19 protein-coding genes are annotated in these 25,077 nt (G+C 65.1%); 5 read left to right on the top strand and 14 right to left on the bottom strand.

The window, feature by feature from the left end; genetic code table 11:
• Window positions 1-18: 18 nt before the first annotated feature.
• The 3 genes from ACIPHN_RS10465 to ACIPHN_RS10455 are packed head-to-tail and all read right to left on the bottom strand — an operon-like array spanning window position 19 to window position 3,727.
• Window positions 19-1,875 carry a TRAP transporter large permease subunit gene (locus ACIPHN_RS10465; RefSeq protein WP_400435875.1) on the bottom strand — a complete coding sequence of 619 codons (1,857 nt, stop codon included), beginning with the start codon at window positions 1,873-1,875 and terminating at the stop codon, window positions 19-21.
• Entirely contained in the window at window positions 1,872-2,918 is a 1,047-nt protein-coding gene (locus ACIPHN_RS10460) for a TRAP transporter substrate-binding protein (protein ID WP_400435873.1), read from the bottom strand. The genes ACIPHN_RS10465 and ACIPHN_RS10460 overlap by 4 nt, the downstream gene beginning before the upstream one ends.
• Before the next feature lie 59 nt (window positions 2,919-2,977).
• The gene (locus ACIPHN_RS10455; RefSeq protein WP_400435872.1) at window positions 2,978-3,727 is read right to left on the bottom strand and encodes an SDR family NAD(P)-dependent oxidoreductase; all 750 of its coding nucleotides are present in this window, start codon (window positions 3,725-3,727) and stop codon (window positions 2,978-2,980) included.
• A gap of 204 nt (window positions 3,728-3,931) precedes the next feature.
• Between ACIPHN_RS10455 and ACIPHN_RS10450 the strand changes: the two genes are divergently transcribed.
• Window positions 3,932-4,819, top strand: a complete 888-nt coding sequence (locus ACIPHN_RS10450) for a LysR substrate-binding domain-containing protein (protein WP_400435871.1) — start codon at window positions 3,932-3,934, stop codon at window positions 4,817-4,819.
• Here ACIPHN_RS10450 and ACIPHN_RS10445 read toward each other — a convergent pair.
• From ACIPHN_RS10445 to ACIPHN_RS10425, 5 genes are all read right to left on the bottom strand, one after another.
• Window positions 4,816-5,760: a hypothetical protein gene (locus ACIPHN_RS10445; RefSeq protein ID WP_400435870.1), complete on the bottom strand. Its 945-nt coding sequence runs from the start codon at window positions 5,758-5,760 to the stop codon at window positions 4,816-4,818. The two genes, ACIPHN_RS10450 and ACIPHN_RS10445, sit on opposite strands and share 4 nt — an antisense overlap.
• Before the next feature lie 34 nt (window positions 5,761-5,794).
• Complete coding sequence (cls, locus tag ACIPHN_RS10440; protein WP_400435869.1) at window positions 5,795-7,210, bottom strand: cardiolipin synthase; 1,416 nt, start codon at window positions 7,208-7,210, stop codon at window positions 5,795-5,797.
• Window positions 7,211-7,393: 183 nt separating this feature from the next.
• On the bottom strand, window positions 7,394-9,958 hold the full coding sequence (locus ACIPHN_RS10435; RefSeq protein WP_400435868.1) for a PepSY domain-containing protein: 2,565 nt from the start codon (window positions 9,956-9,958) through the stop codon (window positions 7,394-7,396).
• Window positions 9,959-10,734: 776 nt separating this feature from the next.
• Window positions 10,735-11,568 carry an alpha/beta hydrolase gene (locus tag ACIPHN_RS10430; protein WP_400435867.1) on the bottom strand — a complete coding sequence of 278 codons (834 nt, stop codon included), beginning with the start codon at window positions 11,566-11,568 and terminating at the stop codon, window positions 10,735-10,737.
• Window positions 11,569-11,621: 53 nt separating this feature from the next.
• Window positions 11,622-12,536 carry a LysR family transcriptional regulator gene (locus tag ACIPHN_RS10425; protein WP_400435865.1) on the bottom strand — a complete coding sequence of 305 codons (915 nt, stop codon included), beginning with the start codon at window positions 12,534-12,536 and terminating at the stop codon, window positions 11,622-11,624.
• Window positions 12,537-12,735: 199 nt separating this feature from the next.
• Here ACIPHN_RS10425 and ACIPHN_RS10420 point away from each other — a divergent pair, with 199 nt between their 5' ends.
• Genes ACIPHN_RS10420 through maiA form a run of 4 tightly spaced genes read left to right on the top strand, consistent with a single transcriptional unit; the run spans window position 12,736 to window position 17,435 of the window.
• Window positions 12,736-14,079 carry an MFS transporter gene (locus ACIPHN_RS10420; protein ID WP_400435863.1) on the top strand — a complete coding sequence of 448 codons (1,344 nt, stop codon included), beginning with the start codon at window positions 12,736-12,738 and terminating at the stop codon, window positions 14,077-14,079.
• On the top strand, window positions 14,076-15,413 hold the full coding sequence (gene hmgA / locus ACIPHN_RS10415) for a homogentisate 1,2-dioxygenase (RefSeq protein WP_400435861.1): 1,338 nt from the start codon (window positions 14,076-14,078) through the stop codon (window positions 15,411-15,413). Before ACIPHN_RS10420 ends, hmgA begins: the two co-directional genes overlap by 4 nt.
• Entirely contained in the window at window positions 15,410-16,756 is a 1,347-nt protein-coding gene (gene fahA, locus ACIPHN_RS10410) for a fumarylacetoacetase (RefSeq protein ID WP_400435860.1), read from the top strand. The genes hmgA and fahA overlap by 4 nt, the downstream gene beginning before the upstream one ends.
• Window positions 16,757-16,787: 31 nt before the next feature.
• Entirely contained in the window at window positions 16,788-17,435 is a 648-nt protein-coding gene (maiA, locus tag ACIPHN_RS10405) for a maleylacetoacetate isomerase (RefSeq protein ID WP_400435858.1), read from the top strand.
• A gap of 10 nt (window positions 17,436-17,445) precedes the next feature.
• Here maiA and ACIPHN_RS10400 read toward each other — a convergent pair whose 3' ends face one another.
• From ACIPHN_RS10400 to ACIPHN_RS10375, 6 genes are all read right to left on the bottom strand, one after another.
• A complete protein-coding gene (locus tag ACIPHN_RS10400; RefSeq protein WP_400436084.1) occupies window positions 17,446-17,889 on the bottom strand; it encodes a MaoC family dehydratase in 444 nt (147 codons plus the stop codon).
• A gap of 158 nt (window positions 17,890-18,047) precedes the next feature.
• Window positions 18,048-20,075 carry a flagellar filament capping protein FliD gene (gene fliD, locus ACIPHN_RS10395; protein WP_400435855.1) on the bottom strand — a complete coding sequence of 676 codons (2,028 nt, stop codon included), beginning with the start codon at window positions 20,073-20,075 and terminating at the stop codon, window positions 18,048-18,050.
• A 348-nt stretch (window positions 20,076-20,423) separates the two neighbouring features.
• A complete protein-coding gene (locus ACIPHN_RS10390) occupies window positions 20,424-20,918 on the bottom strand; it encodes an Lrp/AsnC family transcriptional regulator (RefSeq protein WP_400435853.1) in 495 nt (164 codons plus the stop codon).
• Between the two features lie 142 nt (window positions 20,919-21,060).
• Window positions 21,061-22,437 carry an aspartate aminotransferase family protein gene (locus tag ACIPHN_RS10385; protein WP_400435852.1) on the bottom strand — a complete coding sequence of 459 codons (1,377 nt, stop codon included), beginning with the start codon at window positions 22,435-22,437 and terminating at the stop codon, window positions 21,061-21,063.
• Window positions 22,438-22,620: 183 nt separating this feature from the next.
• A complete protein-coding gene (locus tag ACIPHN_RS10380; protein ID WP_400435850.1) occupies window positions 22,621-23,529 on the bottom strand; it encodes a GNAT family N-acetyltransferase in 909 nt (302 codons plus the stop codon).
• 38 nt (window positions 23,530-23,567) lie between these two features.
• Window positions 23,568-25,049 (bottom strand): NAD-dependent succinate-semialdehyde dehydrogenase, encoded by a 1,482-nt coding sequence (locus ACIPHN_RS10375; protein ID WP_400435849.1) that lies wholly within the window; start codon window positions 25,047-25,049, stop codon window positions 23,568-23,570.
• Between the last annotated feature and the right edge of the window lie 28 nt (window positions 25,050-25,077).

Here is a 25,077-nt window from a genome sequence, read left to right as displayed (position 1 = left end):
TTCTTGGGTTGAGAGGGATCAGAGGAAACCGACCGAGAACCACGGCACGAAGGCCACGATCAACAGGCCCACCACCAGCGCGCCCAGGTAGGGCCAGATGCGCTTGACGGCCACATCCGGATGCACGCGTCCGATGGTGCAGGCGGCGTAGTAGCCCAGTCCGAAGGGCGGCGCGAACAGGCCCACGCCCATGGAGAGGATGATGACCATGGCGTAGTGCACCTCGTGCACGCCGATGGCCTTGGCCACCGGGAAGAGCAGCGGCGCAAACAGCACCATGGCCGGGATGCCTTCCAGCACGCTGCCCAGCACCACGAAGGCGGCGATCGACACCAGCAGGAAGCCGTACTTGCCGCCCGGCACGCTGGTCATGGCCTCGGCCAGGGAGTGCGAGAAACCCGATTGCGTCAGTGCCCACGACATGCCGGTGGCGGTGCCGATGATGAAGAGGATGGCGCCCGACAAGGCGGCGGTATCCACCAGCATGGGATAGAGGCGCTTCCAGTCGAACTTGCGATAGACCAGCAGGCCGGCCACCACCGAATAGGCGATGCCGATGGTGGAGACCTCGGTGGCGGTGGCCACCCCTTCGACCACGGCGGTGCGGATCAGGATGGGCAGGGCCAGCGCCGGCAGGGCGATGAAGAGGGTACGCAACACCACCTTGCCCGGTGCGCGCTGGATGCCTTCGACGATCTCGGCACTGCGCCAGCGGGCCAGCATCGCCAGCAGGACCGCCAGCACGATGCCGGGCATGATGCCGCCGGTGAAGAGCGCGGCAATCGAGACGCCGGCCACCGAGCCGATGGTGATGAGCACCAGCGAGGGCGGGATGGTCTCGGCCATGGCGCCGGAGGCGGCCAGCAGCGAGATCAGTTCGCCTTCATGGTTGCCGCGTCGTTTCATCTCGGGCAGCAGCACCGGGGCCACGGCCGCCATGTCGGCGGTCTTGGCGCCGGAGATGCCCGAGACCAGCAGCATCGCGCCCAGCAGCACATAGTTCAGGCCGCCGCGTACATGGCCCAGCAGCGAAGCCAGGAAATCCACCATGGCCTTGGCCATGCCGGTCATCTCCACCAGGTGGCCCAGCAGGATGAACAGGGGCACCGCCAGGAGGATCAGCGAGGACATGCCCTCGTCGAAGCGACCCGCGACCACCGCCAGCGGACTGGTGGTCACCGTCAGCAGGAAGGCCACGGTGGCCAGGCCGAAGCAGAAGGCGATGGGGATGCCCAGCAGCACCGACACGCCCAGCACCAGGCCGAAGAACACCACCAGGTTCCAGTTGCCGATGGCTTGCAGCCAGCCGGCACCGAAATACATGGCCGCGCCCACGGCAGCCAGCAAGGCCACCACGCCCACCAGGTCGACCAGCTTCTGGCGCGAGATGCGCAAGAGGCAGATGACGATCATCAGCGCCGCCCCCACCGCCACGGCCGCGGCGCGCACGGTATTGGGCCAGCCCAGGGCGGGGGTCTGCACGAACATCTCGTCTTCGGCGTATTCCCACATCGGCTGCATCAGGATCAGCAACATCACGCAGGGGGCGATGATGGCCAGTGCTTCGGCCCAGGCGCGGCCGCGTTCGCTCAGGTAGCCCACCAGCACGGTAGTGCGCATATGGGTGCCGCGCCGCAGGGCGACGGCCGCCCCCAGGTTGGCCAGCCACAGGAAGAGGATGGACGCCAGTTCATCGGCCCAGGGAATGGGACTGTTGAAGATGAAGCGCATCACCACGCCCGCCAGCAGCACCCCCACCTCGCCCACCACCAGCGCGGCGGCAGGGATCTCGATGGCGTGACCCAGCCAGTTTTCCAGGCGCGCGGCCAGCGAGCGGTCGTCGGCTACTGGTTGCTCCAGCGACAGGGCGCTCATCCCAGGCTCCCGACGCTGTTCTGCAACAGCTTCCAGGCGTCATCGCCGAACTTGGCGCGCAGGTCCTTGTAGAAGGTGCCACGGGCCAGCGCTTCCTTGAAGGAATTCTTGTCGGCCTCGATGATCTGCACGCCTTTGCCCTGCAGGTCGTTGCGCGCGAAGCCGGAGAGCGAGGCGATGTCGCCACGTTCGTCGGTGGCGGCCTTGTCCAGTTCGCGGCGCACGATTTCCTGGATGTCCTTGGGCAGCTTTTCGAAGGCGCGGCGGTTGCCCAGGATCCAGTAGGCATCCCAGACGTGGTTGGAGATGGTGCAGAACTTCTGTACTTCGTACAGGCGCGCGGTGCTGATGATGGCCAGCGGGTTTTCCTGGCCCTCGACCAGCCTGGTCTGCAGCGACGAATACACTTCATTGAAGTTGATCGGCGTGGGGCTGGCGCCCAGGGACGAGAACAGCGAGGTCAGCATGGGCGCGGCCGGTACCCGCAGCTTGAGGCCCTTGAGATCGCCGGCGGTCTTGATCGGCTTGGTGGAGGTGGTGATCTGGCGGAAGCCATTGTCCCAGGGCTTGGACATGGTCAAGAGACCGACCTTCTCGATCTGCGCGCGCACGTAGGCGCCCAGCGGGCCGTCCATGGCTTGCCAGACTTCCTTGTAGTCGTGGAAGGCGAAGCCGGTATTGACGATGCCGGCCGCCGGTACCAGGGTCGAGAGCACCACGCTGGCCTGGTTGAAGAACTCCACGCCGCCATTGCGGATCTGCGACATCAGGTCGGTGTCCGAGCCCAGCTGGTTGGCCGGGAACAGCTTGATGTCCAGGCGTCCGCTGGTGGCGTTGCGGATGCGGTCGATGGCTTCCTGCGCACGCTTGTTGACCGGGTGCGAGGGATCCTGGCCGGTGGCGAACTTGTAGTTGAACTCGGCGGCGTTGGCGCTGCGTGTGGCGATGGAAAACAGCGGCAGGGCCGCCCCCACGGCGCCGGCCTTGAGCAACTGGCGACGACGCATGGCGGGTTGGCCAGGTTTGCTGTGGTCTTGGGTCATGTCTGGTCTCCTGTTTGTTCTGGTGTTGCCGGCCAGGCCGGCATGGTGATGAGAATGGCTTAGTGGATCAGCATGCCACCATTGACGTCCAGCGTGATGCCGGTGCAGTACTGCGACAGGTCGCTGCCCAAGAACACGCAGGCACCGCCGATATCCTCGGCACGGCCCAGGCGTGCCAGGGGAATGGTCTCGGCGATCTCGGCCTTCTTGTCCTCGGTGAGCTTGCCCTTGATGATGTCTGTGCCGATCAGGCCGGGCGTAATGCAGTTGACGCGGATGCCTTCGGGCCCGAATTCGCGCGCCATGGCGCGCGCCAGGCCCAGTACGCCAGCCTTGGCCGCCGAATAATGCGGGCCGCCCAGGATGCCGCCGCCGCGCTGGGCCGACACCGAGGAGATGCAGACGATGGAGCCACTCTTTTGCGAGCGCATCGCCGGCAGCACTGCCTGCGACATGTAAAGCGTGCCGCGCAGGCTCACATCCAGGATGCGGTCATAGTCGCTGCCGGTAATCTCCAGTGTCTTGACCGGCTGGGTGATGCCGGCGTTGTTGACCAGGATGTCGATGCGACCGAACTGGCGCATCGCCTCGGCGGCAGCGGCCTCGCAGGATGCCTTGTCGGTCACGTCGGCGACCAGGCCCAGATGGCCCTCGCCCAGACGCGCAGCAGCCCCGGCCGGATCGGCCTGGGCCAGGTCGAGCACCACCACGCGGGCACCCTGGGAAGCCATCAGGCGCGCCGTGGCGAACCCCAGACCGTTGATTCCTGCACCGCCGGTGATGACGGCGACCTTGTCCTTGAGCAGCATGTCGAATATCTCCAGAAAATTGCGTTCGGTTGCGGAACACCGGAGACAACGCAGGTGCGGATGCTGCAATGCAGCGGCGAGGCGATACGCCCATGTCTCCGTTATTGTTCTTGAGATGCATGGTCGAACTTTCCTCGCCTGACGACAAGCGAAGTCTCGTCATGTTAAAGTGAAGAATCATCATCTTAGCCACAGGGCCCAGCTATGGCCGTTCTCCCGCCGCTTCCCAATCTCCAGGCCTTCGAGGCCGTCGCGCGGCGCAAGAGTTTTGCGCTGGCGGCGGCGGAGCTGCACCTGACGGCCTCGGCCGTGAGTCACCAGGTGGCGCGGCTGGAGTCCTACCTCGGGATCCGGCTCTTCGAGCGCAGTGCGCATGGCGTGCGCATCACCACCGCCGGGGAGACCTACCTGACCCGCATCCAGGGCGCCATTTCGGCCATCACGGCCGCTTCCATGGACGTGCGCCAGGGCGTGAGCAATACCCTCTACATCCATTCCGCGCCCAGCATCGCCAGTCTGTGGCTGATGGCGCGCCTCAACGACTTTGCGCGCAGCTATCCCGAGATCACCTTCAACCTGTCGGCAGCCCATTCCCTGAGCAATTTCGAGCTGGGTGAGGTGGATATCGATATTCGCTACGGCGTTCCCAACTGGCCGGGCCTGGTGGTGGAGCCCTTGTTCGAGGAACGGGTCGTGCCGCTGGCCAGTCCGGCTTTCATCCGCGAGCACAAGCTGAAAACCCCCGCCGACCTGCAGGGCGTGAAACTGATCCGCAGCAATGTGAGCGTGGTGCAGTGGGCCGACTGGTTTGCCGAATTCGCCGACGTGCGCCCGCCCGAGCAATTCCCGGTGCGCTTCGACCGCGCCCAGATGTCACTGGACGCGGCCACGCAAGGACTGGGCGTGGCCCTGGAAAGCGCGACCATTGCCGCGCGTCATATCGAGGAAAAAAAGCTCAAACCGATCTTCGGCCTGGAGCGGGCGATCACGGTCAAGCCGCACTTCGCCGTCTATCCGGCGCATCATGCGCGCCGTCCGGCGGTGGCAGCCTTTCTGGAGTGGTTGCGCGAGCAGGCGGCCAGTCAGCCCTAGCGCGTATCCTGCTGCCGGGCGATCTCGCGGCGCTTCATGGCAAGGTAGTCATCGCGCTCGACTTCGTGCAACTGGCGGGGGTATTGCTCGGTGGCGTCGTACCAGCGCGCCAGGCGTGTTTCCAGCCGTTCTGCCGGGGCGGCCTGCAGGCTGGCCAGGTAGGCGTCGATGGCCAGGTAGTAGCGCATGGTATTGCGTTCCACCGTGGCGCGGCTGCCGTTGATGTATTGCGGCTGGCCGTCGGCATTGCGCTTGAGCACGCTGAAGCCGACCTTGTCACGGCCCGCTGTCATCAGGTAGGCACGCAGCGCCAGCCTGCTGGCCATGCCATAGGAATAGGCATAGCCGAAATGGAGGAAGGAACGCTGTTCGTCGAGGGCCACGGCTTCGATGCCGATGCGGTAGTCGGAAGTACCCAGCGGCCCCTTGTCGGCCTGCATGGCCGAGGAGAAATAGTCGCCGCCAGCGGTGCCGCCGCGATAGCGCAGGTCGACGCGATAGGTGTCGTCCAGTTCCTGCTCGGTCTTCTTGCCGACCTGCATGCGCAAGAGCGGCTGGCCGCCTTCGTCTTGCAGGCGGCAATACTTGGTGTTGAGGTGCAGGATCAGGATGTCGCACCAGTGCGCCGGGCTGTCGAGCGCGGCGCGCACCTGCGCGAAGGGATAGGGCAGCACGGCATAGATGTCACCCTTGACGGTACTGCCATCCTCGCTGGAGTCCAGGTAGAGCGGGCGGCGGTAGGCATTGTCGGCCAGCTGGCCCTGCAATTGCGCAAAGCGCGCCTGCAGCGCCGCCGCACCGGACGGGGTTTGCGCCTGGGCTTGCAGGGGGAGCAGGATAGCCGGCAGCGCCAGCGTGGCGCACAGTGCCAGGCGGGCAGCAAGTCGGGCAGCAAGTCGGGTTGCAAGCCGGCTTGCAAGTCTAGGCAGGGCAGATCGCAATGCAGCCTCCTTTCTTGGTCTTGCCAGCTTGAGTCTACAACAGGCGCGCCCAGATGCTCGCGCCGAACTCCTTCATGCGTTCGCTGATGGGGCGTTGCTCCCATTGCTCCCGGGTGATCTCGCGGGAGGCATCAAGATCGCGGTCGAACATCGCTTTCACCTGGGCACCGAATTGCGGACTGAGGATGACGGCATTGATCTCCTGGTTGAAGACGAAGCTGCGCCAGTCCAGGTTGGTGGAGCCAATGGTGGACCAGACCCCATCGATGACGGCCGTCTTGGAGTGCAGCAAGGCATCCTGCCGTTCGAAGATGCGCACGCCGCCTTCCAGCAGCTCCTGGTAGAACGAGCGCGAGGTGTAGAGCACCAGCGCGGAATCGCTGTGGGAGGGCAGGATCAGGCGCACGTCCACACCTCGCCGTGCGGCGCTCTTGAGCGCCTCGCGCAATTGCGGATCGGGCACGAAGTAGGCGTTGGTGAGGTAGATCGAATGTTCGGCGTGGTGAATGGCCGAGAGGAAGGTGGCGTAGATGACGCTGTAGGGATCCTCCGGCGTGCTGCCGATGGCGCGCACGATCTCGCTGCCGGCCGCGGCAACGGTGGGGAAGTAGGCGTGCTCGCCCAGGTCGGGGCCGCGCTGGCGCTGCCAGGTATCGATGAAGAGCTTCTGGAATTCCAGCGCCACCGGGCCGTCGATGCGCACCTGGGTATCGCGCCAGGGGATCTGTTCGCCTTCCTTGTCCAGCTGGGGTTTCTTGCGACGCGTGCTGAAGGAGCCGCTGGAATAGACGCTGCTGATGTTGATGCCGCCGACGAAGGCGGTCTTGCCATCGACCACCAGCAGCTTGCGGTGGTCGCGCTGGTTGACGGCCCAGTCCCGGCGCACCTGCGTGGGATTGAGCGGGTTGTATTCCAGCACATTGACGCCGGCATCGATCATGGGCTGGAAGAAGGCGCGCGGGGTATTGAGCGCCCCCACGCTGTCATACATCAGGTTGACCTGCACCCCCTTCTTTTGCATGGCGATGAAGAGCTGGGAAAACTGGCGCCCGACCTCGTCGTCTTCCATGATGTAGGTTTCCATGTTGACGTGGTGGCGCGCCGCCTGGATGGCCTGGGTCATCGAGGCATAGGTGGCCGGGCCGTCGATGAGCAGGGTCACCTTGTTGCCGGTCACCAGGGGCGTGCCGGTGATGGCGCCTTCGATGGCGACGTGGCGATCCAGCAGGGTATTGTCGGCGTTCTGCTGGCGCAGCTTCTCCAGCGTGGCGCGGGCCTGTTCGTCGGAGAGCACGCCGCGCCCGCCCTTCATCTGGATGGCGCGCGCCGATTGCGTGTCCATGTCGGGCACGATGGTGGGCAGCGAGCCACAGCCTGCCAGCAGCGAAGAGAACAGCATGAGCAGGAGCAGCACGCGCCAGCTCCGGGAGTTGGTCTTGTTGTTGGTCATGGCAGGATCCCGATGGCAGACACTGTGCGGGCCAGTATATGACGGCGAACCGGTGCGTGGCGCGCGCACGGCGCTGTCCTACAGCACAAAGCGGGGGCAGCCTACAGGAGGCTGTGGCAGGGTTGCCAGCAGGAAGGGAAAGGGGCGGGGGAGGTGCAGGCACACCTCCCCGGGAGGGGCAACTCAGTAGACGTCGCGGCGATAGCGGTTCTGCTCGATGAGTTCGTGCAGGCCGGCTTCGCCCAGCACGTTGCCGAGTACCGCATCGACACCGGCGGCCATGCCATCGAGGCTGCCGCAGACATACAGCACCGCGCTCTGTTCCAGCCACTGGCGCAGTTCGGCCGAGGCGTCGTGCAGGCGATCCTGCACATAGATGCGCTGGGCCTGGTCGCGCGAGAAGGCCAGGTCCAGGCGGGTCAGCTGGCCTTGCTGCAGCCATTGTTCCAGTTCAGCCTGGTAGAGGAAATCGTAACGGGCGTTACGTTCGCCGAAGAGCAGCCAGTTGCGTCGCTGTCCGGCCTGGATGCGTGCGCGCAGGTGGCCGCGCAGGCCGGCCATGCCGGAACCGTTGCCGATGAAGATGGCCGGCACATCGCCCTCGACCGGGGCGAAGCCTGGGTTCTCGCGCAGGCGCACCTGCAGCGGCGCGCCGATCTCGGCGAACTCGGTCAGCCAGCCGGACGCCAGTCCCAGGCCATCCTCGTGGCGGACCTGGCGCACCAGCAGGTGCAGTGCGCCATCCTGCGGCACTGAGCCCACCGAATAGGTACGCAGCGCCAGCGGCTGCAACTGTTCGGCCAGGGCCTGGGCATCGGTCCCGGCGGCCGGATGCAGGGGCAGGACGCTGCGGGAGAGGAGGTCGGCCAGGGTGCTCTGCGCGCCCTGGTGGCGGACCATCGTGGCGCCATCCAGATGCAGGCGTTGCAGCAGCAGGGCGATACGGTCTGGCGCATGGCGCGGCATCACATCCAGCAAGGCACCGGCCTGCCAGTGCGGCAGCGGGGCGTCCTGGCCCCGCAATTCGAGGTGGAAGATCGGCTCGCCCTGGCTGCCTGTGTTCAGGGGGCGGCGCTCAGTGAGCGTCCACGATTGCCAGTGCGGATCGCTGGGCGGCAGGACATCGTCCAGCGCCGCCTCCAGGCCCTGTGCGGCCAGCTGGCTTTCCCACTTGCGCAGGGCCGCGCCCTCCATGCGGTCGACTTCCACCAGCGGGAACAGCGGCCTGGCGCCGCACTGGCGCAAGCCGTGGTCCAGCGTATGGCCGAAGCCGCAGAAGCTGGCGTAGTGGCGGTCACCCAGTGCCAGCACGGCGTACTGCACATGCGCCAGCGACTGGCCGGCGGCCTGGCGCAGACGGCGCTCGAAGCCGCGCGCGCTGTCGGGGGCCTCGCCTTCGCCGAAGGTACTGGCGATGAAGAGGATGCGGGGATAGTGGCGCAGCGTCTCGGGCGTGGCCTGGGCCAGCGCCTGCAGGGTCACGCCGATGCCGTTGCGGCGCAGGCGCGCGGCGGTGTGCAGGGCGATGCGCTCGGCCTGGCCGGTCTGCGAGGCATAGGTCACCAGCAACTGGCCTTCATCGGCGGCACCCGATGTACCCAGGGCGGCGCGCTCGGCGCGCAACGCCGCCTTCTTGCGGCGGCGGTCCAGGTACAGCATCCAGCCGGTGATGCCGAAGAGCGGCATCATCAGGCTGGCGATGGCCATGATGATGCGGCCGGGCAGGCCGAAGTAGGTTCCCATGTGCAGGGGGTAGATGGCGGCGATGAAGCGAGCGCCCGTGCTCTTGTCTTCGTAGCGTTCCAGCTGTTTGATCTCGCCGCTTTGCGGCAGCACCACCATGCGGCTGCGGGCGCGTTCATGGGGCGCGTCGTGGCCGAGGTAGAAGATCTGCAGCGGCTGCGATCCCTGTTCGGGCAGGCGCAGTTGCGCGTTCTGGTAATCGGGTGCCTTGGACAGGAAGGCCTGCCAGGCCTGCGTCAGTTCCAGCGGGACCGGAGCGCCGTCGTCCTTCTTGCCATCGCCTTTACCATTGCCTTTGCCGCCGCGCTGCATCGGTGCTCCCTTGTGGCCCTCGCCGGCCAGGGTGTTGACGCCGTCCTTGAACCAGTCCAGCGCCCAGTAGGCACCGGTAGTGGCGAAGATCACGTACATCACCAGCGACCAGGTGCCGACCACCGAATGCAGATTCCACAGGAAGGAGCGGCCTTGCAGCTGGAAGTCCAGCCGCAGCCAGGCCCGCAGCGACAGCGGCCGGCGCGGCCAGCGCAGGTACAGCCCCGACAGCGCCAGGGTCAGCAGACACAGGACCAGGGTGCCCAGCACGATCTTGCCGATCTCGGTGGGCAGCAGCAGCCAGCGGTGGAAGCGCTCGATGATCTCGAAGAATGCCTGGCCCGTTACCGGCCCCAGCAGCGCGCCGGTATAGGGATCGGCATAGCGCGCCTGGCCGCGCCGCTCTCCCGGTGGCGGTGCGAACACCACGCGCACCGAAGCGCCGGGTTCGGCGCTCAGGGTCATGGTGGTGACGCGCCGGCCCGGTTCGGCCGTGCGCAACTGTTCCAGGATCTGCTGGGGCGTCAGGGTTTGCTGCTGGCGCACCTGGACGTGGATCACGCCGGGACTCAGGGCGTCCATGATTTCCTCGCGGAAGGCCAGCATCGCGCCAGTCGCGCCGATGGTCATCAGGACGGTGCCGGCGGTGATGCCGATGAACCAGTGGAGTTGGAACCAGATCTTCTTGAACATGCTGTCGGAATGGCGGGTGGCCTGCGCCTCTGGGCGCTATCTGTTTATCTTCCGTGCCGGGAAGGGGACTCGGCCGGGCGGGTGGAGCGTCCGCTATTATAAATCAGATGAAAATGATTCTTATTGGTGTTTGAGGATCTTTGCGTTTTGGGGTGGGGCTACGTGGCGCGATCTGTGTTTGAGCACGACCAATGCCACGAAGAAATTCAACGCATGGATGATGTTTTCCTGGGGGAAACTGGCTGGATGGCAGTGCTTGATATTCTTTGCGCCCACAAAGAAGACGACGGGCAGGCGGCGGCATGTGCCTAGTTGGAACTCGATATTCGCGGGAGGGATACAACCTTGACCAAGAAAGGGCTCGATCATGGCAAAAAAGTTTAGCGAATTACGGTCTCGCATGAGACCGGAAGCCCGGCTGCAAGCGCAAGCGAAGACGCAATTTCTCCTAGCCAGCCTCAAGCGCCAGATGCTTGAGACCAACCGACTTTCTCGTGCCGCTAAAGACCGTTCGTCCTGAGTAGCGGCGTGGCCGCGTATCGAAGCCTGTCCTGAGCCTGTCGAAGGAGCGCTCCTGCGTATCAGGCTTGAGAGCGCCTTCGATACGGCCCTGAAGGGCCTACTCAGTCCGAACGGTTTTATTTGGCGACAGCGGTTTTTATGCGAACTAGCCGGTCCTGAGGTATTCAAGGCGACGATCTCTCTAAGCTGAACGGTATTGCTACAGAGGTTGCCCAATTCCTGAATGGACCGCCACGCCCCAGTGGTCAGGAAATCTAATCCAGGATCATCCTCAACATCCCCCGCGTCAGCCCGCTCTGTGCGTCAGCCGCCACATCGATGATGCTCAGGTGATGCGCCTGCGGTGCCTCCACCACCTCCACCGCATGCCCGGACTGGCGCAGGGCGGCGGCATACGTATCCCGCTGGCGCAGGAATTCCTCGGACTCCTGGCCGCCGGCGCAGAGCAGGGCGCGCACGCCGTCGGGCATGGCCAGCTGCAATGGACTGGCCTGCAGGGCATCCGAGGGTGACAGGTGCAAGGCCTCGTTGAGGTAGGACTGGCGTATCGGTTCCAGGTCATAGATGCCGCTCAGGCCGCAGATGCCGCGCACCGGTGCCGCGCGCAAGGCGGCGATCAGCGTGGCCAGGTGGGCGCCGGCCGAGTGGCCCATGAGCCAGATGGCATTGGCGTCAAAGCGCAGCGCGCCGGCCTTGGCGTGCAGCATGCGCAGCGCCCGGCCGCAGTCGGCGGCAATGTCACCCATCCGCACCTGGGGCGCGAGTCGGTAGTTGAGCAACGCCACATTGATGTCCTGCTCCAGATACGGCAGGGCCAGGTGGCTGAACTGGTGCTTGTCCAGCGAGCGCCAGTAACCGCCGTGGATGAACACCAGCAAGGGCCGGCCATTGTTGGCGCCGGGAAAGAAATCCAGGCTCTGCAGCACGTCCTCGCCATAGGGCAGGTCGGCCAGATGCGGATGCGCGCGGCGTGCGGCACGGCCTGCATGGTCGAAGCGGTCGAAGTAGTCCTGGAAGTCGGTCACGCGCTGGCGCACGTTGTATTGCAGGTCCAGCTCTTCGCGGGTGTAGTCACGGTAGATCTTCATGGCCTGGGGTCTCCCTTGTTCTTCGTTGGCGGCGTCCTGCCGGGGTTGGCGGCCTACTCGGCGAAATGCTCCGAAATGAAACCGCGCAGCCAGACATTGCCCTCATCCTGATTGTAGCGGCGATGCCAGAACATGTTGGTCTGCAACGAGGGCAGGCGCAACGGCGGCTTGATGTAGCGCAGGCCGAACGGTGTCGCCGCACTCTCGGCCAGCTTGCGCGGCACCGTCACCACCAGTGCGGTGGTGCTGACGATATACGGCACGGCCGTGAAGTGCGGTACCCGGAAGCGCACCCGCGGCAGCACGCCGGCCTTCTCCAGGTTCTGGTTGATGCGGTCGTAGGGGCTCTCCTGTGACGACACCATCAGGTGCTCGGCCGCCAGGAAATCCTTCAGGCTCACCTCGCCGCGCCGGTCCAGCGCATGGCCCACGCGGAACATGCTGACGTACTCCTGGCGGAACAGCCGCCGCTGGTACAGGGCGCCAGAGACATTGTCGAAGGCGCCGATGGCCAGATCGACCCGGCCCGATTCCATTTCGCTCTTCAAGTCGATGGCGCCGGCACGCACCGTGCTGATGCTCACCCCCGGCGCCACCCGCGCGCAGGCCTCGATCAGGGTGGGCATGAAATAGACCTCGCCGACATCGGTCATGGCGATGGTGAAGTGGCGCTGGCTGGTCTGGGGCGAGAAACCTTCCTGCAAATTGAGCGCCCGCGCCACTTGCTGCAGTGCCGCAGCCACCGGCTCGGCCAGTTGCGCGGCCAGCGGCGTGGGCTGCATGCCCTGCGCGGTGCGCACGAAGAGCTCGTCGCCGAAGCTGCGCCGCAGGCGCGCCAGCGCATTGCTGACCGCCGGTTGCGACAGGCCCAGGCGGCGGGCCACCGAAGAGATCTGGCGTTCCTGGAACACTTCCTGGAAGACCACCAGCAGGTTGAGGTCGATATCGCGGGGTTCGATGAGGGGCATGGCTGTGCAGCAATATTCACGAAATGAATGGATTGTATTTTTGCATTTATATCGTAAAAGAAGGGGGATTGCACTACAGTGTCAGCGCGATAAGAACAAGAATTTCCTAGCATTGTCCGGCCTCCTTACGTGAGCGCTGCGGGCAAGAAAACCAGAAAAATCCAAGTCCAAAAGACGAAAGACAGAGAGGAGCAAGACAATGAGCAACCACATCCGTGGCGCTCTCCCCATGGTCAATGTCGACCAGGTGGTGGAGCAGGGCCAGTTCGGCGCATTCCAGTTCAGCCTGCTGCTGCTGTGCGGCCTGTGCCTGATCATCGACGGTTTTGACGTCCAGGCCATGGGCTACGTGGCCCCGGCCATCATCGCCGACTGGGGCGTGAGCAAGGCCAGCCTGGGCCCGGTGTTTGGCGCGGGCCTGTTCGGCATGCTGCTGGGCTCGCTGGTACTGACGCCGGTGGGCGACCGCTACGGCCGCCGTCCGGTGCTGATCGTCTCTACCCTTTTCTTCGCGGCCTGCATGCTGGCTACCCCCCTGGTCACGACCCTCGATCAGCTGCTGATCGTGCGCTTCATCACCGGCTTCGGCCTGGGCAGCATCATGCCCAATGCCATGGCGCTGGTGGGCGAGTTCAGCCCGTCTTCCTCGCGCGTCACGCGCATGATGCTGGTGTCCTGCGGCTTCACCGTGGGGGCTGCAGCCGGCGGCTTCGTGAGCGCTGCGCTGATCCCGGCCCACGGCTGGCATGCGGTGTTCTGGGTCGGCGGTGCGGTGCCGCTGGTACTGGGCCTGGCCATGCTGGCCTGGCTGCCCGAGTCGATCCAGTTCCTGGTGCTGCGCCGTCGTCCGCGCCAGCAGGTGACGCGCTGGCTGCGCAAGCTCGACCCCGCCATCGCGATCGATGAACAGACCCGTATCGTGGTCAAGGACGCCAAGGCCGAAGGCATGCCGGTGGCCGAGCTGTTCCGCGATGGCCGTGCCGGTGTCACCCTGCTGCTGTGGCTGATCAGCTTCATGAACCTGATCAACCTGTACTTCCTCTCCAACTGGCTGCCCACCCTGATCCGCGACGCCGGTTACTCCACCAGCATGGCGGTGCTGATCGGTACCTCCCTGCAAGTGGGTGGCGTGATCGGTACGCTCTCGCTGGGCCGCTTCATCAACCGCTTCGGCTTCACCCGCGTGCTGGGCGTGTGCTTCCTGCTGGCCTGCGTGTCCATCGCGCTGATCGGCAAGGTGGCGACCGTGCCGGCACTGCTGTTCGTTACCGTCGTGGTGGCCGGGTTCTGCATCGTCGGTGGTCAGCCGGCCGTGAACGCACTGGCTGGTACCTACTATCCGACCACACTGCGTTCCACCGGCATCGGCTGGGCGCTGGGCATCGGCCGCATCGGTTCGGTGGTGGGCCCGGTGATCGGCGGCCAGCTGATCGCCCTGCAGTGGACCAATGGTTCGCTGTTCATCGCCGCCGCCGTGCCGGCACTGATTTCGGCGCTGACCATCGCGCGCCTGCATCGTACTTCCCGAGGAGCCCCTGCATGAATACCATCGCCGATTCTTCCGTCAGCCATGCCGTCGAGACCCGTGGCTACCAGTCCGGCTTCGGCAACGAGTTCGCTACCGAAGCCCTGCCGGGCGCCTTGCCGCCGCACCAGAATTCGCCGCAGCAGGCCGCCTATGGCCTGTATGCCGAGCAGATTTCCGGCACCGCCTTCACGGCCCCGCGCAGCCACAACCGCCGTTCGTGGTTCTATCGCATCCGCCCGGCGGCCGTGCACCATCCCTTCGAGGCGATGGCGTCGGGCAAGCTGCTGAGTCATTTCGATGACGTGGCGCCGCCGCCCAACCAGCTGCGCTGGGATCCGCAACCCATGCCCAGCGCACCCACCGACTTCGTCGAGGGCCTGGTCACCATGGCCGGCAATGGTTCGCCGCAAGCCCAGAGCGGTTGCGCCATCCACCTGTACGCGGCCAACCGCTCGATGACCGACCGCTTCTTCTATTCGGCCGACGGCGAAATGCTGATCGTGCCGCAGGCCGGTCGCCTGCAGTTGCGTACCGAGATGGGTGTCATCGAGATCGAGCCGCAGGAGATCGCCGTCATCCCGCGTGGCGTGCGCTTCCAGGTGCGCCTGCCGGACGGCGAGGCACGCGGTTACGTCTGCGAGAACTTCGGCGCGCTGCTGCGCCTGCCGGACCTGGGACCGCTGGGTTCCAACGGCCTGGCCAATCCGCGCGATTTCGCCACGCCCCATGCCTGGTACGAAGACCGCGAGGGCGACTTCAGGCTCATCGCCAAGTTCGGCGGCCATCTGTGGCAGGCCAGGATCGGCCATTCGCCGCTGGACGTGGTGGCCTGGCATGGCAACTACGCGCCCTACAAGTACGACCTGCGCCACTTCAATACCATCGGCTCGATCAGCTACGACCATCCCGATCCGTCCATCTTCCTGGTGCTGCAGGCGCAAAGCGATACCCCGGGCGTGGACACGATCGACTTCGTGATCTTCCCGCCGCGCTGGCTGGCCGCCGAGAATACCTTCCGCCCGCCCTGGTTCCATCGCAACGTGGCCAGCGAATACATGGGCCTGATCACCGGCCAGTACGACGCCAAGGAAGGCGGCGGCTTTGTGCCCGGCGGCGGCAGCCTGCATAATTGCATGACGGGCCATGGACCGGATGCGGCCACCTTCGAGAAGGCCAGCCACATCGATACCAGCAAGCCCAACAAGGTCGATCACACCATGGCCTTCATGTTCGAGACACGCAACATCCTTTGCCCGACGCGCCACGCGCTGGAATCGCCGACCTTGCAACGCGACTACCAGGACTGCTGGCTGGGCATCCAGAAGAACTTCAACCCGGAGCGCGCATGAGCCTGCCTAGCCTGAAACTGAACGAAACCCACGATACCGACCTGCGCAGCTGGGTCGACAGCGCCAACGCCGACGCTTGCCCCTTCCCGATCCAGAACCTGCCCTATGGCGTGTTCCGCCGCAGCGGCAGAGAAGAAGCGCTGCGCGCGGGTGTGGCCATCGGCGACCAGATCCTGGACCTGCCGGCCGCCCAGGCTGCCGGCGCCTTCTCGGGCTTCGACGAGCTCACGCGCCACGCCGCCCATGCGGCCTGCGCCGGCGCCACCCTCAATGCCCTGATGGCGCTGGATCCGGCGTCCTGGTCGGCGCTGCGCCTGGCCCTGTCGCGCCTGCTGCGCACCGGTTCGCCGCACCAGACCGAACTGGCCGCCTGCCTGGTGCCGCAGGCCCGCGCCGAATACGGCGTGCCGGCCGCCATCGGCGACTACACCGATTTCTATACCTCGATCCACCATGCTACTTCGGTGGGCAAGCTGTTCCGTCCTGACAATCCGCTGCTGCCCAATTACAAGTGGGTGCCGATCGGCTATCACGGCCGCGCCTCCTCGATCGCGGTCTCGGGCCAGCAGTTCCGCCGTCCGGTCGGCCAGACCCGCGCGGCCGATGCCGAGACGCCCAGCTTCGGCCCCTGCAAGCGGCTCGACTACGAACTGGAGATCGGCATCTTCATCGGCGGCGGCAATGCCCTGGGCGAGCCGGTGCCGATGAGCCAGGCCGAGGACAAGGTGTTCGGCCTGTGCCTGCTGAATGACTGGTCGGCACGCGACGTGCAGGCCTGGGAATACCAGCCGCTGGGTCCCTTCCTGTCCAAGAGCTTCGCCTCCACCATCTCGCCCTGGATCGTCACGCTGGACGCGCTGGCCCCGTATCGTTGCAGCTGGACCCGTCCCGACGGCGATCCGCAGCCGCTACCCTACCTGGATGTGCCCACGCTGCGCGAAACCGGCGCCATCGACCTGCAACTGGAAGTGCTGATCCAGACCGCCGCCATGCGCGAGGCAGGACAGCCGGCGCAGCGCCTGTCGCTGTCCAACTACCGCGATGCCTACTGGACCGTGGCGCAACTGGTGGCGCATCACACCGTCAATGGCTGCAACCTGCGTCCGGGTGACTTCCTCGGTTCCGGTACACTGTCCGGACCGAAACCCGATGAAGCCGGCTCGCTGCTGGAACTGAGTGCCGGCGGCAAGGCGCCCATCACCCTGGCTGGCGGCGAGAAGCGCGTCTTCCTGGAAGATGGCGATACCATCGTCATGCGTGCCGTGGCCCGTCGCGATGGCTTGCCGCTGATCGGTTTCGGCGAGGTCGCCGGCACCGTGCTGCCGGCGCGCCTGCTGGCCTGAGAAACCATTCTTTGTCGGAGGAAGAAAGAGGATGACAACCCTGTTCGGCTATTTCCGCAGTTCGGCGTCCTATCGCGTGCGCATCGCCCTGAACCTCAAGGGCGTGGCCTACGACACGGCGCCGGTGCATCTGCTCAACCAGGGCGGGGAGCAGTTCCTGCCCGCCTTCACGCAACTGAACCCGCATTCGCTGGTGCCGGTGCTGGCCGATGAAGGCCGCCACCTGACTCAGTCGCTGGCCATGTTGGAATACCTGGAAGAGCGCTATCCCATGCCCTCGCTGCTGCCCGGTGATGCCGGCCAGCGCGCCCACATCCGCGAACTGGCGCTGGCCATCGCCTGCGAGATCCATCCGTTGAACAACCTGCGCGTGCTGCGCTATCTGAAGCACGAACTGGGTGTGGAAGAGGAGCAGAAGAACGCCTGGATCCAGCACTGGATCAAGCTCGGCTTCGCCGCGCTGGAGCAGCAACTGGCCGGCGATACCAGGCGCGGCCATTTCTGCGTGGGTGATGCCCCCACCATGGCCGATTGCTGCCTGGTACCGCAGATGTTCAACGCCCGCCGCTTCGAGGTGGACATGGCACCCTATCCGACGCTGTGCGCCATCGAGGATGCCTGTAACGCCTTGCCGGCCTTCCAGCAGGCCCATCCCTCACAGCAGCCTGACGCTGCCTGAGTCCGCCTGATCAAGCCTGCTGGCGCCGTGGCGCCAGCAGGTTGCCGGTCATGATCAGCACCGGTTCGTCGTGCTGGTTGTAGGTGGTCACGCGATGGTTGAGAAAACCCTGCCTGGGCTTGGACTGCGAGGTCTTCACCCCCAGTACTTCCACTTCGAGACGTAGCGTGTCGCCCGCGCGGGTCGGACGCGGCCAGCGGAATTCATCGAAGCCGGCACCAATCAATCCCCCCTCGATATTGAGCGTATCCACCAGCAGGCGCATGGTCAGCGCGGCGGTGTGCCAGCCGCTGGCGGCCAGGCCACGGAAGAAGGTCTGTTGCGCGGCCGCCTCGTCGAGGTGGAAGGGCTGCGGATCGTACTGGGTGGCGAATTGCTTGATGGCGTCAGCGTCCACCGTGATGGTGTGCGGCGAGCTGAAGGTCTGGCCTGGCTGGAAATCGTCCAGGTACATGGGCTGGTTCACGACGTCTCCCTGTCATTGTTCTGTAAGGTGAATGCCCGCCGTGATCGCGTGATCCGGCGGGCATCCAGTATAACGACAATAGCGACAGTGACGACAGTCGGTCAGGCTGCACAGGCATCGTGCCTGGCAGCTTGTACTTCATCACATCAGGACTTGCTGTTCAGTTTGGCCAGTTGCTGGGTCAGGTAGCTCTGGCGCGACTGCATCCCCGCCAGCGTGACATTGAGGCGGTTGAACTGGTTGGTGTAGGTGTCCTTGATGGTCTGCAGGCGGACATTGACCGCGCTCTGCTGGTCGGTCACTACCTTCAGGCTGGCCTGCAGGCCCTTGGTCTTGGTGGCCAGTGCGCCCGAATCGCCGACGATGTTGTCCATGAGCTTCTGCAGCTTGGGCAGCACCCCTGCCTCGGCGCCGAAGAGCTTGCTGACCGCATCGAAGTTCTTGGTGGCCGCCGCGTTCAGCTTGGTCGCGTCCAGCGCCAGCGTGCCATCCTTCTGGAACGAAATCCCCACCTGCGACAGATTGGCGGCACCGCTGCTTCCCAGCGCGCCCAGCATGGTGCTGCGGATCTGGCCCATGAGATTGAGCACGGTGGATTCCGAGGCCAGCGGCGAGTTGGTGTTGGCCTCGCCCTTGGTGGTCGAGGGCGTCTGCTTGGTCAGGCTGGCGACCGCCTTGGCCAGGGTGTTGTAGGCACTCACGAAGGTGTTGGCGGCGGTGGAGAGCCCACTGGTGTCGTTGCTGATGGCCAGCGTGAAATTGTCGTTGGCGTTGGTGGTCTTGGACAGGTTCAGCGTCACGCCGGAAATCGCATCGGCCACCTTGTTGGTGCTGCTGGTGACCGGCACGCCATCGATGGTCAGCTTGGCGTCCTGTGGCTTGGCCAGTTGCCCCATGCTGCTGCCGGTCAGTGCGGCGTAGGTATCGCTGCCGGTCAGCTTGACCGGATCGGTGCCGGTCGGCGTGAGGACCAGGTGGTTTTGCGAACCATCGTTGCTGATGCTGGCGGTCACGCCGGCATTGGCATTGTTGATGGCCACCATGACATCGTTGAGGCCGATGCTGCCGCTGTTATCGAGGTCGGTCGGGGTGATGGTGAAGGACTTGCCGCCCACCTGCAGCGCCAGGTTGCCGGTGGTGTAGGCCTGGTTGGGATCGACACCGGCCGTGGTCACCGTGCCGCTGGGATCGAAACCGAAGACCGAATAGGCGCCCGTGCCGGTGACGCGCACGGTATTGGCCGCGCCGCTGTCCTTGGCCGTCAGCACCAGGTGGTTGTTGGTGCCATCGCTGACGATGGAGGCATTGACCCCGGCACCGCTGGCGTTGATGGCATCGCGCACGCCGGCCAGGGTATTGGTCTTGGGCTGGATGACCGTGGTCGAGCCGGTCCCGGTCTTGATGGCCAGGATGCCGCCGTCGAAGGTGGTGCCCGGTGCGATCCCGCCCGAGGTGATCTTGGCCGTCTGTGCCAGCTGGCTTACGGCCACGTTGTACTGGCCGGCGGCGGCCTTGGTGGCATCGCGTGGCGCCTGGATCTGGGTTACCGTGCTGGCGCCCGGATTGGACGGGTCATAGGCCAGGGTGGAAAGGCTGTTGTTGGCGGTGACCTTGATGGTGTTGGCGGTGCCGCCGGTATTGGATTCCAGCACCAGGTGGTCGCCGCTGCCATCGGTGACGACCGAAGCGGTCACGCCAGACTTGGCGGCATTGATGGCGTCGCGCAGGCCGGTGATGGTGGCATCGGCCTTGAGGGTGACGAAAGTGGGCTGGCCGGTGCCGACCTTGATGGCGATCGAATCGCCCGCATTGAACAGCTGACCACTGGGGAAGCCGGCCGACTTGATCTTCTGGGCCAGCACCTTGGTCGATTCGTCGCTGTTGGTTTCGGCGGTGAACGGCTCGGTGGTCAGGTTGCTGCCGGACCCGGCGTTGGTGATGGCCGTCTTCTGCGCGCTGAAGCTGGCGGCGCTCAACTGCTTGAGCGCGTTCTGGTAGGTCGTCAGCGCATTCTTCAGGGAGCCATAGGCCGAGATGAGCGTGTTGAAGCCGCTCTCCTTGTTCTTCAGCGGCGTCAGGCGCGACTTGCTCTCAACCCCGACCAGCTGGTTGACCAGGGTGGCGACATCGAGCGGTCCTGCGGACGTTGAAATGGTTCCTGTAGAAGTTGCCATGGTGGAAGCCCCTGAATAATTGAAATATTTTGTTGTCTTTTAGGCATGCTGGTCACGGCCAGGCTTTACCTTTTTTGCACAATGCCGGTGCAAATAGCTTACAAATCGTCAGCTTGCGGTGAGGTTAACGGCAGCGGTTAAGAAATGTAAAGGGTAGTTTCGTGACCAATAGTGACTTTTATTTGGGGTTTTTATGGAGATTTGATGGAGATGGCGTAAATCCACGCAAAGGAGGGGGATGTGCCATGGAAGTGCATTGTTTTTTGGCAATGCTGGGGGGCGGCACGGCGCTGATGGCCGGGCCGGAGGGGGAGGCGAGGGAATGCCGAGACGCTACGGGGCGGACCGCTAGGACTGGATGAACTTTTCCAGCGGGTAGTGATGCTTGATGAAGGGCGACTTGATGACGATGTAGCTGAAGTACTTCTCGATGCGCAGGTTCTGTTCCAGGAGCGACTCGATCACGCTCTGGTAATGCACCACGCTGCGGGTCATGAACTTGAGCAGGTAGTCGTAGCCACCGCTGACCAGGTGGCACTCGATGATCTCGTCGACATTGCGCAGATAGGCCTCGAACTTGGCGAAGTCCTCGCGGCGGTGGTCCGACAGCGTCACTTCGGTAAACACGATCTGCACGTCGGCCAGTTTTTCCAGGCGGATGTAGGCGCCATAGCCGCTGATGTAGCCGGCCTTTTCCAGACGCTTGACGCGGATCAGGCAGGGGCTCGGTGACAGGCCCACGGCATCGGCCAGGATCACGTTGGTAATGCGGCTATTCTGCTGCAGGTGACACAAAATCCTCAGATCGATCCGGTCCAGTTTCAACGCGCCGTTAGTCATCATCTTGCCTCGGTTATTCAAGTCATCCGGCCTGCCGGCTTCATCACGAAGCGGGCAGGCCGAATGTTGTCAAACATTTTATACGTTCTGGCCGTGCTTGCCGTGTACGGCAAGCAAGCTTTTACAAGTACGGACGATCCCGGTGTCAGCGCACGGCCTGGCGCACCTCCGGTTGGGCCAGCACTTCATCGAGGATGGTCTTCAGGCGCGCGAACATGAGCGCGAAGTCATCCGGGGTAAAGCACAGTGCCGGCGCAAAGCCCAGGATGTTGTCGCCGAAGGCGCGGAACACCAGGCCATGCTTGTAGGCCGCCTGGAAGATGCGGTCATGCAGCTTCAGTTCGGGGGCGAAGCGGGTCTTGCCGGCCTTGTCGGCCACCAGTTCCAGCGCGCCCAGCAGGCCGCGGCTGCGGGCATCGCCCACCAGCGGATGCGCCAGCAGATCACGCAGGCCACCGGCGAAATGCGGTTCGACGCGCCGGCCGTTCTCCAGCAGGCCGCCTTCTTCGTACAGGCGCAGCACTTCCAGCGCCACGGCGGCGCTCACCGGATGGGCCGAATAGGTCTGGCCATGGCCGACCACGGTGGTCAGCGGCGCGCCATCGGCAATGCCGCGATAGACGCGGTCCGACATCATCACCGCACCCATGGGCGCATAGCCGGCGGTGAGGCCCTTGGCCATGGTCATCAGGTCGGGCTGCACGTCTTCGTCCTGGCAGGCAAACATGGGACCGGTGCGGCCGAAGCCGGTGATCACCTCATCCACTACGAACAGGATATCGAGCTCGTTGCAGGCCAGTTGCATGGCCTTGAGCCAGCCCTTGGGCGGCACGATCACGCCGCCCGAACCCTGGATGGGTTCGCAGAAGAAGGCCGCGACCTTGTCCGCTCCCAGTTCCGCCACCTTGCTGCGCAGTGCCTGCACCGAGGCGGCGATGATGGCGGCATCATCAGCCAGTTCGCTGCGGTAGGGATAGGGCGAGGCAATGTAGTGCTGGGTCGGCAGCGGCAGGTCGAAGTTGAAATGGAAATTGGGCAGTGCCGTCAACCCCGCACCCACCGACGAAGAGCCATGGTAGCCGCGTTGCAGGGCGATGAAGTGCTTCTTGGCCGGCTTGCCGATGGAGTTGTGATAGTGCGTGATGTAGCGGATGGCGGCATCGACCGCATCCGAGCCACCGAGCGTGAAATAGACATGCCGCAGCGATGCCGGGCTGATGTCCACCAGCTTCTTGGCCAGCAGGATGGCCGGCTCGCTGGCGAAATGGAAGTAGCCGGTGGCATAGGGCAGGCGCTGCATCTGCTCGGTGGCGGCGCGGATGACGCTCTCTTGGCCGTAGCCGGTATTGACGCACCACAGGCCCGAGAAGGCATCCAGCAGTTCCTTGTCCTGGTGGTCGGTCAGGTAGGCGCCGCGACCGGACTTGAGGATGATGGGGCCCAGTTCTTCATGCTCGCGGAAGCTGGCGACGGGGTGGATCAGGTGGCTGCGGTCGAGGGCAGCCAGGGTCGAGGTTTGCATAGAGGAGGACTCGCTGACGATGGCGTTGAACAAGGAAGTCCGCGCAGGCGGTACAACCGGCATGGAGTCAATGCTATTCCCCGGCCGTCGCAGCAACTGCGCAAGATGCGGGGGCGAAAAAGCATCTTGATGGGTTTTGCGGGCGGCCATAGCATTTTCTGCTGCGGCCGTCCCGGGGGGGATTCAGCCCAGCGCCTGGTTGACGATGGAAAACAGCTGCATGTCCGCATCGCGCGCCGGTGGCGTGCCACGGCGCATGCGCGTGACGTGGTCCACGCAGGTCATGCCCAGCTTGTCGAACCAGGCCGGCAAGCCCGAGGAGGCAAAGACGTCGATGCGCACGAAGGAATCCGAATAGGTATTGATCCAGTGCGCGATCAGCCCCTTGGCGCGCTCGGCGTCGGGCGCCACCACCGGCCCGATCACGCGGCCATGGCCGAAGCGTCGTACCAGCGCAAAACCCAGCATCTCGCCGTCACGGTCCAGGGCCACGCCTTCGGAAATCTCCAGCAGCGCCAGCAGCAGCTTGCTGCGATCCATGCCGGTGGCGCGGGCATCCAGTTCCAGCAGGGTGGTCACATCGTTCTTGCCCATCGGCCGCACGCGTTCACCGGGCGGCAGCGGGACCAGTACCGGTTGTGCCGAGGCGCCCTGGAACTGGTGCAGCACATCTTCCTGCACGAAACCCAGTTGCTTGTAGAGCGGCACGCCAGCCGCCGTGGCATTGACCATCAGACTGCGGCCATCGACCTGCTCGGCCACGTGCTGCATGAGTCGCCGTCCCAGGCCGCGTCGTTGCAGTTCGGCCTGTACCAGCAGCATGCCGATGACGGCGTGCGACTGGCCGAAGGATGTGCAGACCACCGAGCCCACCACACGCAGCGGCGCTTCAGGCGCCGGGTTCTCCAGCAGGTAGCCTTGCCCCAGCTGCAGCAGGAAACCCCAGTCGTCCAGCCGGTGCGGCCACTTGAACTGCAGCGAGAGGCGATGGCAGGCCCCCAGGTCATCCGGTTCCATGGCCCGCAGCGTCAACGCCGGCATCGGCGTGGCGGCGGGGAGGGCGGAGGCGGAGGGTGTCGACGGCGCTGGCATGATGGCTCCTGTTGGGTTCGGTGGATGCGCGGGCGGGTTTAGAGCTGGCCCTGGCAGACGTACTTGATGTGCAGGTAATCGTCCAGGCCGTGGACCGAGCCTTCGCGGCCATAGCCCGATTCCTTGACCCCGCCGAAGGGCGCGGCCTCGGCCGCCAGTGCCCCTTCGTTGACGCCGACGATGCCGCTTTCCAGCGCATCGGTGACGCGATGGATGCGGCGCACGTCGTTGGCGTAGAAATACGCGGCCAGGCCGAAGGGCGTGGCATTGGCCGCGGCGATGACCTCTTCCTCGGTGGCAAAGCGCGTCACCGGCGCCACCGGGCCGAAGGTCTCTTCGCTGCTGCACAGCATGTCCGGCCCGACATCGGCCAGCACGGTGGGGGCATAGTAGTTGTCGCTGGCATAGCCCGGACCTTGCAGGCGCTGGCCGCCGGTGACAATCCTGGCGCCGTGTGCCACCGCATCACGCACGTGCTGGTCGATCTTGGCGATGGCGCGGGCATTGATCATGGGGCCGATCTGCGCGCCGGGGTCGGTGGCCGGTGCTACCTTCAGGGCTGCCACGCGCGCGCCGAGCTTCTCGACGAAGGCGTCATGCACGGCGTCTTGTACATAGATGCGATTGGGGCAGACGCAGGTCTGGCCGCCGTTGCGGAACTTGGCCGCCATCACGCCCTCGATGGCCGCATCCAGATCGGCATCGTCGAAGACGATGAAGGGCGCATTGCCGCCCAGCTCCAGTGAGAGCTTCTTCAAGGTATCGGCCGAATGGCGCGCCAGGTGCTTGCCCACGGCGGTGGAGCCGGTGAAGCTGATCTTGCGCACGCGCGCATCGGCCAGCCAGGCATCGACCACTTCCGGCGTGCGCTCGCGCGAGGCGGTGACGATATTGATCACGCCCGCCGGCACACCGGCTTCCTGCGCCAGCCTGACCAGCGCCAGCGAGGTCAGCGGCGTATCCTCGGCCGGCTTGCAGACCACGGTGCAGCCAGCCGCCAGGGCCGGGGCGATCTTGCGGGCGATCATCGCCGCCGGGAAGTTCCACGGCGTGATGGCCGCCACCACGCCCACCGGTTCCTTCAGCGCCAGCATGCGGCGACCGCTCACCGGTGCCGGGATGACTTCGCCATTGACGCGCGTGGCTTCCTCGGCGAACCATTCCACGTAGCTGGCGGCATAGGCCACCTCGCCTTTTCCTTCGGCCAGCGGCTTGCCCTGCTCGCGCGAGATCAGGCGGCCCAGGTCATCCTGGTGGGCGATCAGCAGGTCATTCCAGCGCTTGAGGATGGCGGCGCGCTGCTTGGCCGGCGTGGCACGCCAGGCCGGGAAGGCCGCAGCGGCGGCATCGGTGGCGGCACGCGCATCGGCGGCGTTGCCGTCAGGCACGGTGGCAAATACCTGCCCGGTGGCCGGGTCGCTGACGGCCAGTTCGCGGCCGTCGCTGGCAGCGCGCCACTGGGCGCCGATCAGGTGGGCGCCGGGCAAGAGGTCCTGGCGCTGGAGGTCGAGTGAAATCATGGCGGGCAATCAGTAGGAAGACAGTAGG

Origin of the sequence: Herbaspirillum sp. NPDC087042 (genome assembly GCF_044745245.1) — a bacterium.
Lineage (GTDB): Bacteria > Pseudomonadota > Gammaproteobacteria > Burkholderiales > Burkholderiaceae_D > Herbaspirillum.
The sequence above is the reverse complement of the archived record's forward strand: the minus strand, read 5'-3'. Positions and strand labels throughout refer to the sequence as shown.

Coding starts and splice junctions, on each gene's coding strand:
- ACIPHN_RS10465 (WP_400435875.1), bottom strand. CDS start 1,875: ATGAGCGCCCTGTCGCTGGAGCAACCAGTAGCCGACGACCGCTCGCTG.
- ACIPHN_RS10390 (WP_400435853.1), bottom strand. CDS start 20,918: ATGATGACTAACGGCGCGTTGAAACTGGACCGGATCGATCTGAGGATT.
- maiA (WP_400435858.1), top strand. CDS start 16,788: ATGACAACCCTGTTCGGCTATTTCCGCAGTTCGGCGTCCTATCGCGTG.
- hmgA (WP_400435861.1), top strand. CDS start 14,076: ATGAATACCATCGCCGATTCTTCCGTCAGCCATGCCGTCGAGACCCGT.
- ACIPHN_RS10425 (WP_400435865.1), bottom strand. CDS start 12,536: ATGCCCCTCATCGAACCCCGCGATATCGACCTCAACCTGCTGGTGGTC.
- ACIPHN_RS10455 (WP_400435872.1), bottom strand. CDS start 3,727: ATGCTGCTCAAGGACAAGGTCGCCGTCATCACCGGCGGTGCAGGAATC.
- ACIPHN_RS10430 (WP_400435867.1), bottom strand. CDS start 11,568: ATGAAGATCTACCGTGACTACACCCGCGAAGAGCTGGACCTGCAATAC.
- ACIPHN_RS10375 (WP_400435849.1), bottom strand. CDS start 25,049: ATGATTTCACTCGACCTCCAGCGCCAGGACCTCTTGCCCGGCGCCCAC.
- ACIPHN_RS10400 (WP_400436084.1), bottom strand. CDS start 17,889: ATGTACCTGGACGATTTCCAGCCAGGCCAGACCTTCAGCTCGCCGCAC.
- cls (WP_400435869.1), bottom strand. CDS start 7,210: ATGACCAACAACAAGACCAACTCCCGGAGCTGGCGCGTGCTGCTCCTG.
- ACIPHN_RS10435 (WP_400435868.1), bottom strand. CDS start 9,958: ATGTTCAAGAAGATCTGGTTCCAACTCCACTGGTTCATCGGCATCACC.
- ACIPHN_RS10385 (WP_400435852.1), bottom strand. CDS start 22,437: ATGCAAACCTCGACCCTGGCTGCCCTCGACCGCAGCCACCTGATCCAC.
- ACIPHN_RS10450 (WP_400435871.1), top strand. CDS start 3,932: ATGGCCGTTCTCCCGCCGCTTCCCAATCTCCAGGCCTTCGAGGCCGTC.
- ACIPHN_RS10460 (WP_400435873.1), bottom strand. CDS start 2,918: ATGACCCAAGACCACAGCAAACCTGGCCAACCCGCCATGCGTCGTCGC.
- ACIPHN_RS10420 (WP_400435863.1), top strand. CDS start 12,736: ATGAGCAACCACATCCGTGGCGCTCTCCCCATGGTCAATGTCGACCAG.
- ACIPHN_RS10380 (WP_400435850.1), bottom strand. CDS start 23,529: ATGCCAGCGCCGTCGACACCCTCCGCCTCCGCCCTCCCCGCCGCCACG.
- fahA (WP_400435860.1), top strand. CDS start 15,410: ATGAGCCTGCCTAGCCTGAAACTGAACGAAACCCACGATACCGACCTG.
- fliD (WP_400435855.1), bottom strand. CDS start 20,075: ATGGCAACTTCTACAGGAACCATTTCAACGTCCGCAGGACCGCTCGAT.